This is a genomic window from Burkholderia sp. BCC0044, from assembly GCF_902832955.1.
GTDB lineage: Bacteria > Pseudomonadota > Gammaproteobacteria > Burkholderiales > Burkholderiaceae > Burkholderia.
The window spans coordinates 264600-275029 of sequence record NZ_CADFDO010000007.1; the positions used below are offsets into that span (position 1 = coordinate 264600).

The 10430-nt window shown below is 66.7% G+C and carries 12 protein-coding genes; 3 read left to right on the plus strand and 9 right to left on the minus strand.

Features of this window, described 5'->3' with window-relative positions:
• The first annotated feature begins 25 nt into the window (after positions 1 to 25).
• Complete coding sequence (locus HWX14_RS32980) at positions 26 to 220, plus strand: hypothetical protein (protein WP_012327745.1); 195 nt, start codon at positions 26 to 28, stop codon at positions 218 to 220.
• A gap of 144 nt (positions 221 to 364) precedes the next feature.
• Here HWX14_RS32980 and hppD read toward each other — a convergent pair whose 3' ends face one another.
• Positions 365 to 1462, minus strand: coding sequence for a 4-hydroxyphenylpyruvate dioxygenase (gene hppD / locus HWX14_RS32985; protein ID WP_175886340.1), 1098 nt, complete (start codon positions 1460 to 1462; stop codon positions 365 to 367).
• Positions 1463 to 1676: 214 nt separating this feature from the next.
• On the opposite strand from hppD, the gene HWX14_RS32990 reads away from it, so the two are divergent.
• Positions 1677 to 2201: an Lrp/AsnC family transcriptional regulator gene (locus HWX14_RS32990; RefSeq protein ID WP_040143005.1), complete on the plus strand. Its 525-nt coding sequence runs from the start codon at positions 1677 to 1679 to the stop codon at positions 2199 to 2201.
• A 66-nt stretch (positions 2202 to 2267) separates the two neighbouring features.
• Here HWX14_RS32990 and HWX14_RS32995 read toward each other — a convergent pair whose 3' ends face one another.
• From HWX14_RS32995 to paaA, 8 genes are all read right to left on the minus strand, one after another.
• Positions 2268 to 2915, minus strand: coding sequence for a GNAT family protein (locus tag HWX14_RS32995; RefSeq protein ID WP_060966382.1), 648 nt, complete (start codon positions 2913 to 2915; stop codon positions 2268 to 2270).
• Between the two features lie 233 nt (positions 2916 to 3148).
• On the minus strand, positions 3149 to 3754 hold the full coding sequence (locus tag HWX14_RS33000) for a TetR/AcrR family transcriptional regulator (protein ID WP_006482923.1): 606 nt from the start codon (positions 3752 to 3754) through the stop codon (positions 3149 to 3151).
• A gap of 16 nt (positions 3755 to 3770) precedes the next feature.
• Positions 3771 to 4592 (minus strand): DUF1835 domain-containing protein, encoded by an 822-nt coding sequence (locus tag HWX14_RS33005; RefSeq protein WP_175886341.1) that lies wholly within the window; start codon positions 4590 to 4592, stop codon positions 3771 to 3773.
• Between the two features lie 129 nt (positions 4593 to 4721).
• Positions 4722 to 5810 (minus strand): 1,2-phenylacetyl-CoA epoxidase subunit PaaE, encoded by a 1089-nt coding sequence (gene paaE / locus HWX14_RS33010; RefSeq protein ID WP_175886342.1) that lies wholly within the window; start codon positions 5808 to 5810, stop codon positions 4722 to 4724.
• A 2-nt stretch (positions 5811 to 5812) separates the two neighbouring features.
• A complete protein-coding gene (gene paaD / locus HWX14_RS33015) occupies positions 5813 to 6367 on the minus strand; it encodes a 1,2-phenylacetyl-CoA epoxidase subunit PaaD (protein ID WP_175886343.1) in 555 nt (184 codons plus the stop codon).
• A 25-nt stretch (positions 6368 to 6392) separates the two neighbouring features.
• Entirely contained in the window at positions 6393 to 7196 is an 804-nt protein-coding gene (gene paaC, locus HWX14_RS33020; protein ID WP_175886344.1) for a 1,2-phenylacetyl-CoA epoxidase subunit PaaC, read from the minus strand.
• A gap of 10 nt (positions 7197 to 7206) precedes the next feature.
• Positions 7207 to 7491, minus strand: a complete 285-nt coding sequence (gene paaB, locus HWX14_RS33025; RefSeq protein ID WP_006482881.1) for a 1,2-phenylacetyl-CoA epoxidase subunit PaaB — start codon at positions 7489 to 7491, stop codon at positions 7207 to 7209.
• A gap of 36 nt (positions 7492 to 7527) precedes the next feature.
• Entirely contained in the window at positions 7528 to 8526 is a 999-nt protein-coding gene (paaA, locus tag HWX14_RS33030) for a 1,2-phenylacetyl-CoA epoxidase subunit PaaA (protein ID WP_175886345.1), read from the minus strand.
• A gap of 200 nt (positions 8527 to 8726) precedes the next feature.
• On the opposite strand from paaA, the gene HWX14_RS33035 reads away from it, so the two are divergent.
• Positions 8727 to 9992: an SGNH/GDSL hydrolase family protein gene (locus tag HWX14_RS33035; RefSeq protein ID WP_175886346.1), complete on the plus strand. Its 1266-nt coding sequence runs from the start codon at positions 8727 to 8729 to the stop codon at positions 9990 to 9992.
• The last annotated feature ends 438 nt before the right edge of the window (positions 9993 to 10430 follow it).

Consider the following 10430-nt stretch of genomic DNA (forward strand, 5'->3'; position numbering starts at 1 on the left):
CGCCGGCAGTTTTACAGGAGGTGCAATGAACACACGTCATATCCAGAGTTTCCTGATCGTGTCCGCCGCGTTTTTCTCGATGACCGGCCCGGTGCACGCGCGAGGCGCGAGCGCACTGGCGGCAGCCGGCGCGCAGATGCAGCAGATCGTGCCGGCTCAGGGCGCCGCAGCCCAGCCGTCGGCCGAGCGTGCAGCCGAGTCGAAGGCGAGCGTGCGTTGATGCGATCGCGCGGCCTGCGGGCTGCGCCGGCATGCAAAAAGGGCGGGAATCCTCGGATTCCCGCCCTTTTTCTTTGTGCCGCCGGATCGTGCAGCCGCCCCGGCCCGGTTGCCCGGAGCCAGCCGCCGCCGCGCGGCGCAAGCGTCAGGCCTTGTCCTGCACGACGCCGCGGCGGATCTGGTCGAGTTCGATCGATTCGAACAGCGCCTTGAAGTTGCCTTCGCCGAAGCCCTGGTTGCCCTTGCGCTGGATGATCTCGAAGAAGATCGGCCCGATCTGGTTCTCGGTGAAGATCTGCAGCAGCAGGTCGTCGCGCGCGCCGTCGATCAGGATCTTGCGCTTCTTCAGCTCGTCCAGCGATTCGCCGTGGTTCGGCACGCGGCGGTCGACCAGCTCGTAATACGTGTCGATCGTGTCGAGCAGCTTCACTTCCTTGCTGCGCAGCCCGTCGACCGCCTGGTAGATGTCGCTCGCGCCGAGCGCGATGTGCTGGATGCCTTCGCCGTGATACGCGTCGAGGTACTCCTGGATCTGGCCGGCCGTGTCCGAGCCTTCCTCGTTGATCGGGATGCGGATCTTGCCGCACGGCGACGTCATCGCCTTCGACTTCACGCCCGTCACCTTGCCTTCGATGTCGAAATAGCGCACTTCGCGGAAGTTGAACAGACGCTCGTAGAACTCGGCCCATTCCTGCATGCGGCCGCGATGCACGTTGTGCGTCAGGTGGTCGATATAGGTGAGGCCGTGGCCGACCGGGTTCGGGTTCGCGCCGGGAATCGGCTCGAAGTCGACGTCGTAGATGCTGATGTCGCCGATCGCGCCCGGCTGCGCGCCGTTCTTGCCGCGCCAGCGGTCGACGAAGTAGATCAGCGAATCGCCGATCCCCTTGATCGCCGGGATGTTCAGCTCCATCGGGCCCGTCTTGTTGTCGAAGCCCCATGCGCCGAGTTCCAGCGCGTGCCGGTATGCCTTGCCGGCGTCCTGCACGCGGAACGCGATCGCGCAGATCGACGGGCCGTGCAGCCGCGCGAAGCGTTGCGCGAACGAATCGGGTTCGGCGTTGATGATGAAGTTGATGTCGCCCTGGCGGTACACCGTCACGTCTTTGTGGCGGTGGCGCGCGATCGCGGTGAAACCCATCCGTTCGAACAGTTGTCCGAGTGCTTTCGGGTCCGGTGCCGTGTATTCGATGAATTCGAAGCCGTCGGTGCCGACGGGGTTGTCCCAGGTGGGGATCTGCATGTCGTGTCTCCTGTGCGGGGCGATCGGCCGGGGCGGCGTGCGCGCGCCCGGCGTGGTTCGATGTCGACGGCCGCGCCCGCAATGAGCGTGCGCGGCGAGTCGAGACATGCGACAGAGTGTAGCGGGCGGCCGCGAGCGGAAACTTGCGAACTTAATCGCCCGCGCCTACGATGGCGCAATTTCCAGTCTCGAAATAATCAGTGGAGGGCAGAAGATGGCGCAAGCCGAATTGGATGCCATCGATCGGCGAATTCTCGCGATTCTTCAGGAGAACGGGCGCCTGTCGAACCAGGAGATCGCCGAGCGCGTGAACCTGTCGCCGAGCCCGTGCCTGCGGCGCATCCGGCGGCTCGAGGAAATCGGCGTGATCACCGGCTACGTCGCGCTGCTGAATCCGCAGAAGCTCGGGCTCGATTTGCTCGCCTACGTGAGCGTGCGGCTCGAAAAGCGCGGCGGCCTCGCGCCGGTCCGGGCCGACGAGACGTCGGCGCGCGCGGGCGCGACCCACGCGGAGCTGTTTCGCGCGGCCGTGCAGACCTGGCCGGAAGTGGTCGCGTGCCACGCGATGACGGGGGACATGGATTACCTGCTGCGCGTGCAGGTCGAGGACATGGCGCATTTCTCCCGCTTCGTGCAGGAGCATCTGCTGCATCACCCGTCGGTGATCGACGTGAAAACGAGCTTCTCGCTCGACTGCTTCAAGGAGACGACGGCGTTGCCGATTCGTTCGGTGCGCTAGCGCGGCGGGGAAGGAAAGGTGCCGGGCGCGCGGCAGGCGCGGCCCGGCTGGCCGACGTGATCGACGTCAGGCCGTCAGTGCGGAGGGCATCAGCGATTCGATGAACTTCGTCGTGCGGCGCGCCTGGCGCTTCATCGCGTAGTCGAACACCGCGGCCTGTTCCTGCAGCATCTCGGCGATGATCGTCGAGTGGTCGGCCGGCGGCAGCGACAGGTACGCATCGGCTTCGCCGTACGCATACTCGATCCGCATCCCGGACTTCTTCGCGATGTGCATCATCGTCGCGTTACGCGACAGGCAGTGCATATACAGCATCGTCACGTGCGTGTTGCGGCTGCGGATCGCCGCGCGCTCGAACAGCTTCGAGCCGACGCCGCGGCCGCGCGCGCTTTCGAGCACCGACACGCCGAATTCGGCCGTGCGCGTGTCGCCCTCGGCCGGCAGATAGGCCAGGTGGCCGACGCCGATCAGTTCGAGGTCGTGGTCGAACACGCCGAACACGGTATCGCGACCGAAATCGATCGTGCGGACATAGTTCTCGATCACGTGGTCGGGCACCATCTGGCCGAAGCGCAGCAGGCGGTCCTCTTCGTCGAGCGAGAGAAAGTGGGTGAGCATCTGCTCACGATCTTTGGAAGCCAGTTCCCTGACGAGAACCGGCGCAGTACCGACCTTGCCGACAGCATCGGCACGGCCGTTGAATTGCGTGTTCATCGTGGGTTCCTCAGTGTGGGTGCACAAACCGGTTGTGCAATGCAACAGCATTTTACCCGAGCGGGGTTGGGGAAAACCCGCATTTGACGTTATTTGTGCTGAGGGAGAATTCTAAAACCGCTTAGTTCATTCTATAAGTTATTGATTTTAAGTGAATTTAAAATTCATCATATGAAATGCGCGGCGGGCGGTCGCACTGTGCCCATCGCGCAACGCATGCTGCTGCGCGGCAATCAGGCCGCCGTCGACAGCCCGCGCTCGATCAGGTCGATCACCTGTTCGGCGAAGTCGCGGTAGCCGAGGCGCCCGCCCGGCTTCAGCCACGTGAAGGTCCAGTTGATCATCCCGAACACCATCATCGTCACCGAGGTCTGGTTCTCCTTCGAGATGCGGTCCGGGTACGCGCGCGCGAGCTGCCGCGTGAACGCCGCGACGATGTCGCGCTGGCGATCGAGCACGATTTCTCGCTGCGCATCTTCCAGATACTTCACGTCGTTGAGCAGCGCGACATGGCGGCTGTGCGACGTCTCGTACTCGGCGAGGAACGCGCGCACGAGTTCGGCGAACGCGTCGCGCTCGCTGAGGCCGCGCCGCTGGCTCGCGCCCTCGACCTCGGCGATGATCAGCATCAGCCGTTTCGTGTAGCGGTCGAGCAGGTCGAACAGGATCGCTTCCTTGCTCTCGTAATAGTGATAGAGCCGCGCCTTCGACGTGCCGCTCGCGGTCGCGAGATCGGACATCGACGTGCTCGGGTAGCTCGTCTGCGCGAATTTCTCGGCGGCCAGATCGAGGATCTGCTCGCGCTGGGATTCGTGGTCGGGCGCTCGGGTTCGGGCCATGGTCGAATGCGGAAGATTAGCGGTGCGCGGCGGCGTGGGCGGCGCGCACCTGCGTGGAAGAGAGGGCGTCGGGCGCGTCGTCCTGCAGCTCGAGCCGGCCGGCTGCCGCGAGCTCGCGGCAGCGCCACCACGCGATCGCGTCACTGACGAACAGCCCGCCGCGGTCGGCGGCGGCCATGATGCCGCCGACGAGGCGCCGCGCGGGCTGCCAGTCGGCTTCCGCGCGCGCGACGATCAGGGCGTCGAGATCGGCGTAGTAGCCGCTCTTGATCGTGTTGCTGACCCAATAACGCAGTTCGGCGTTCAGATGCTTCGCCTCCTGCCATTCGAGCGCGAGGCGGCCGATGCGCAGGACCGAGACGGGCGCGGCCGCCGGCCGCTTGCGCGCCAGTTCCGCGGGCGAGAACATCCCGGTCGAGCAGGCCTGGTCGGTGCGCGACAGCGCTGCGCGTTGCGCGGCGTCGAGGTCGGCGGCCGACAGCCGCACCTCGTTCAGGCGCTGCGGCACGTTGCGCAGGTGATACGCGACCCGGCGCAGCAGCAGCTTGTCGCCGACGCTCGGCGCGTGCCACACGACGACCTGGCCGGTGTCCATCGCGAGCTGGTCGAGGCGCGCGAATTCGGCCTCGATTTCCGCGTTCCAGTCGGGAATCTGGTCGCCGAGCACGTGCTGCCAGAACGCGGCGCGCGTGTCGGGCGTCTCGTCGACGCCCTTCAGCGGCCCGACGCCGAGATCGTCGAGCAAACCGACGACGCGCTCGTCGCGTCCGGCTAGCGCAAGGGCCTCGCGCAGCGACGCGGCGGCGGTGCCGCCCTGAATCACATGAATGGTACTCATCGGCCTGTCGTCAACAAAAGAAAACCGCCGGCCGGGCGGACGTTGCGATGTCCAGCCGGCCGGCGGCCCCTAGTGTAAGCGAGATGTGTGACGACGAGAAACCGGTGCGTCGCGACGGTCCGACGCCGCTCAACGCTCGTCGAAGCTCACGACGACCTTGTCGCTGATCGGGTGGCACTGGCACGTGAGCACGAAACCGTCCTTCACTTCATGCTCCTCGAGCGTGTAGTTCTTGTCCATCCGCACCTCGCCTTCGACCACCTTCGCGCGGCACGTGCAGCACACGCCGCCCTTGCACGCGTACGGCAGCGCGAGGCCCGCGCGCAGGCCCACGTCGAGCAGGCTCACGCCTTCGTACGGCAGACGCAGCTTGCGCTTCTTGCCGTCGAGCACGATTTCGAGGTCGGCGGCCGGCGTCTGGTCGGTGATCTCGACGACCGGTGCGCCGGCCTGCGGCAGCGGCGTGCCGAAGCGCTCGACGTGCACCTTCGCCTGCGGCACGCCGGCCGCCTTCAGCGCGGCTTCGGCCGCGTCCATCATCGGCGCCGGGCCGCAGATGAACGCCTCGTCGATCGCGTCGGCCGGCGTCAGCGTCGCGAGGAATTCCGCGCATTTCGCCTGGTCGAGCACGCCGTTGAACAGCTCGACGTCCTGCAGGTCGTCCGACAGCACGTGATAGAGGACGAAGCGGTTCATGTAGCGGTTCTTCAGGTCCTCGAGCTCTTCCGCGAACATGATCGCGTCGACGCTCCGGTTGCCGTAGATCAGCGTGAACGTGCTGCGCGGCTCGAGCTCGAGCGTCGTCTTCACGATCGCGAGCACCGGCGTGATCCCCGAGCCGCCGGAAAACGCGACGTACTGCTTGCCGTGGTCGGCGTTCAGGTGCGTGAAGAAGCGGCCGTCCGGCGTCATCACGTCGATCGTGTGGCCGGGCTGCAGCGTGTCGAACGCGAAGTTCGAGAAGCGGCCGCCGCGCACGCGCTTGATGCCGATGCGCAGTTCGCCGTCGCGGTCGTAGTCCGTCGTGCCGACGCAGATCGAATACGAGCGGCGCGTCTCCTCGCCGTCGATGTGGGTCTTCAGCGTGACGAACTGGCCCTGCGTGAAGCGGTATGCGTCGCGCAGCTCGGGCGGCACGTCGAACGAGACGGTCACGGCGTCGGCGGTCTCGGGCCGCACGTCGCGGATACGCAGCGGATGAAATTGCGGGGTCGCCATATTCAGTAGGGTTTGAAGTAGTCGAAGGGTTCGCGGCAATCGACGCAGCGATACAGCGCCTTGCAGGCCGTGGACGCGAATTGCGCGAGACGTTCGGTGCGCGCCGAGCCGCAGCGCGGGCAGGCGGGCGCCGCAACCGGCCGCGGCACGAAGCGCACGACGTTCTCCCGCGGCGCGGCGCTGCCGCACTGGCCGACCGGCGGCGCGATGCCGTACGCGCGCAGCTTGTCGCGCGCTTCCTGCGTGATCCAGTCGGTGGTCCACGCGGGGGCGAGCACCGTCTCGATCCGGTGCGGCGGCAGATCGGCGGCCTGCAGCGCGGCGGCGATGTCCTCGGCGATCTGCGACATCGCCGGGCAGCCCGAGTAGGTCGGCGTGATCACGACTTCGAGCTGGCCGTCGTCCGCGCGGCGGACGTCGCGCAGGATGCCGAGCTCGCGGATCGACACGACCGGAATCTCCGGATCGGGCACGGCTTCCAGCACGTCCCACGCGCGGGCGAGCAACGGATCGTCGCGGTGCGCGGCGGGGGCAGGGGCGGCGGTCTGGGCGGACATCGTCGGGCTCCGTGGCGTGGGCCGGTTACCAGTTCGCGCCGGGGTGCTGGCGCGCGAGGCTCTGCATTTCGGCGAGCAGGTAGCCCATGTGTTCCGAGTGCTCGCCCTGCTTGCCGGTCGTCACATGCGTCACCGGCGCCGGCAGCGCGAGCGTGGCTTCGGCGAGTGCGTCGTCCACCTCCGCGCGCCACGCGGCTTCGAGCGCGGCCGGTGCGGGGCCGATGCCCGATGCGACGATCGCGTCGTCGATCGCATCGGCGGCGAAGCATTCGCGCGTGTACGGCATCAGGTAGTCGAGCGCGGCCTGCGCGCGGCGGTGCGATTCGTCGGTGCCGTCGCCGAGGCGCACGAGCCACTCGCGCGCATGCTGGACGTGATAGCGGGTTTCCTTCACCGATTTCGCGGCGATCGCGGCCAGTTGCGTGTCGGTCGACGTTTCCAGCGCGCTCCACACGTGCAGCATCAGCGCCGCGTACAGGAAGTTGCGCACGATCGTCACCGCGTAGTCCTTGTCGGCGTGCGCGGTACCGGAGACGGGGCCATAGTGCGGCAGCTCGGCGAGCGTGAAGTTCGCGAATTCGCGCTCGGTGCGGAAGTACGCGTAATCGTCTTCCGTCTTCGCCGCGCCGGTGAGCTGGCGCTCGAGCTCGGCCGCGTGCGTGTACAGCATGCGCGCCTGGCCGATGAGGTCGAGGCTCATGTTGGTGAGCGCGATGTCTTCCTCGAGGATCGGGCCGTGGCCGCACCATTCGGCGTTGCGCTGACCGAGGATCAGCGCGTTGTCCGCGAGGCGCAGCACGTAGGAGAGGTGTTCGGGCGTGATCGTCATGGCGCGGCCGTTACATGTGGTTGACTTCGTCGGGCAGCGTGTAGAACGTCGGGTGACGGTAGATCTTGTCGCCCGCCGGCTCGAACAGTTCGGCCTTCTCGCTCGGATCCGACGCGGTGATCGCCGACGACGGCACCACCCAGATGCTCACGCCTTCCTGGCGGCGCGTGTAGACGTCGCGCGCCATGCGCAGCGCCATCGTCGCGTCGGCGGCGTGCAGGCTGCCGCAATGCTTGTGGTCGAGGCCCTGCTTGCTGCGCACGAACACTTCCCAGATCGGCCATTCCTTGTTCATCGCTTTCTCCTGATTCCTGAATTCGGGGGTTGCCGCTCAGGCGGCGTGCTGTTCGGCGCGGGCGCGGCGCTTCGCTTCGTGCGCGAGCGCGGCTTCGCGCACCCAGGCGCCGTCCTCGTGCGCTTTCACGCGAGTCGCGAGGCGTTCCTTGTTGCACGGGCCGTCGCCGTTGACCACGCGCCAGAATTCGTCCCAGTCGATCGTGCCGTAGTCGTGGTGGCCGCGCGCCTCGTTCCATTTCAGGTCGGGGTCGGGCAGCGTCACGCCGAGCACCTTCGCCTGGTCGACGGTCGCGTCGACGAATTTCTGGCGCAGATCGTCGTTCGAGATCCGCTTGATGCCCCATTTGGCGGACTGGCTGCTGTGGACCGAATCGGCGTCGCTCGGGCCGAACATCATCAGCACCGGCCACCACCAGCGGTCCACCGCCTGCTGGACCATCTCGCGCTGCGCGTCGGTGCCCTTCATCATCGACAGCAGCGCGTCGAAACCCTGGCGCTGATGGAACGACTCTTCCTTGCACACGCGGATCATCGCGCGCGCATACGGGCCATACGTGCAGCGGCACAGCGGGATCTGGTTCATGATCGCGGCGCCGTCGACGAGCCAGCCGATCACGCCGACGTCGGCCCAGGTCGGCGTCGGGTAGTTGAAGATGCTCGAGTATTTCGCCTTGCCGGCGTGCAGCGCGTCGATCAGCGAATCGCGCGATACGCCGAGTGTTTCGGCCGCGCTATACAGATAGAGGCCGTGGCCGGCTTCGTCCTGCACCTTCGCGAGCAGGATCGCCTTGCGCTTCAGGCTCGGCGCGCGCGAGATCCAGTTGCCTTCCGGCAGCATGCCGACGACTTCCGAATGCGCGTGCTGCGAGATCTGGCGTACCAGCGTCTTGCGATACGCGTCGGGCATCCAGTCCTGCGGTTCGATCTTGCCGTCCGCGGCCATCACCGCATCGAACCGCGCCTGCTCGGGCGACTCGGCTGCGGCGTCGAGCGGCGCGACGTTGCCGGGGATGTCGAGGGATTGCGTGTACATGGCGAAAGCTCTCGTCCGGTTGAATGTGTGCGCAGTATAAACCAACCGACCGGTCGGTTAATAAATTTCTTGCGGATTTGCAGCGGGACTCGGGTAAACGAGGGACGTCGGGGCGCGATCGGGCGATCCACGTGCGGCCTCGCACGTGGATCTCGCGTCTTCTGCGGCACAATGCCCGCTTTCCGATGAGGATTTTGCCGATGTCATTTCGAAGCAGTTTCGCCGCGGCCGTGCTGGGCGCGGCCGTTTTCGTGTCGCCGTTTGCGGCGTCGGCCCCGCCGGCCGGGTGGGTCGCCGCGTGGGCGACCGCGCTGCAGCCGATTCCCGATCTCGCCGCACCGCCGCCGCTGTACCGCGCACCCGACGTGGCCGGGCGGACCGTGCGCCAGATCGTCTACCCGACCGTGTCCGGGCGCGCCGCGCGGCTTCGCGTGAGCAACGCATACGGTCGCGCGCCGCTGGTCGTCGAGGCCGCGAGCCTCGCGCGCGCCGGCGAAGGGGCGGCGCTCGCCGGCGGCGCGGCGGCGCCGGTCCGGTTCGGCGGCAAGGCGTCGGTGACGCTCGCGCCGGGCCAGGAGCTCGAAAGCGACCCGGTGGCGATCGACGTGACGGCCGCGCAGCCGTATGCGATCAGTCTCCAGATGGGGCCGAACCAGCGGATGACCGTCTGGCATCGTGTGTCGAACCAGTTCAACTATGTGTCCACGCCGGGCGATCACGTGAGCGATTCGGGTGCGGCTGCGTTCCGTACCCGTTTTACGCAATATGCATGGGTGACCGAGCTGGCCGTCGAGGCGGGTTCCGCGCACGCTAGCGTCGCCGCGATCGGCGATTCGATCACCGACGGGTTGCGCTCCAGCGTGAACCGCAACCGTCGCTGGCCCGATGCGCTCGCGCGCCGGCTGATGGCGTCGGGCGCCGATTCGATCGGCGTCGTGAATCTCGGCATCAGCGGGAACCGGCTGCTCAGCGATTCCGCGTGTTACGGCACCTCGCTGGCGTCGCGATTCGAGCGCGATGCGCTGTCGCGTTCGGGCGTGAAGGCGGCGATCGTGCTGATCGGGATCAACGACATCAATTTCGCGGCGATGCCGCCGCACGCGGGGCTCGATTGCGACCACCCGCATACGCAGGTGACGGCCGCGTCGCTGATCGACGGCTATCGCCGGCTGATCGACGCGGCGCACCGCCAGGGCGTGAAGGTCTTCGGCGCGACGCTCACGCCGGCGGCGTTGCCGGCCGGGCGCGAAGCGATCCGGCTCGAGGTGAACCGGTGGATCCGGAGCGGCGGCGGGTTCGACGGCGTGGTCGACTTCGACGCGGCGCTGCGCGATTCGGCGCGCCCGAGCGTGCTGCAGCGCCGATACGATAGCGGCGACGGTATCCATCCGAGCGATGCCGGTTATACGGCGATGGCCGACGTGGTGCCGGTCGAGCAACTGCAGGCTGCGGTGGGCGGCAAGTGACGCGCTTCTATATATAGAGGGAAAGGTTGCCGACGGCCTGCGGGCCGGCAGCGCGACATCGTTCGTCGAGCCCGAAGCCTCCGTGCGCGTCAGCGCACGGAGGCTTTTTCAAACTTTCTTCACAAAGGGCTTGCACGGATGGGGGCGGGTGCATAGAATCACGCCTCTTTCGCGCTAACGGAAACGCGGCGCGGAAGGAAGGGAAGCGGTGCTGTCGGGGTTCGGTCGTAGCGAGCCTTGGCGGTACAAGAAGTTGAGCCCCGCAGTCGCAACGAAGTGGTTCAGAAAGTTGTTGACGAGCTGCGAAACACGGTTCATAATCTCGTTTCTCTGCTGCTGAAAACGCAGCGCTGCTGAGAAACCTCCGGGTCCTCGCAGAAACGCTCTTTAAAAATTAACAGCCGATAAGTGTGGGCGCTTGATGGCAGCGAGCTGATC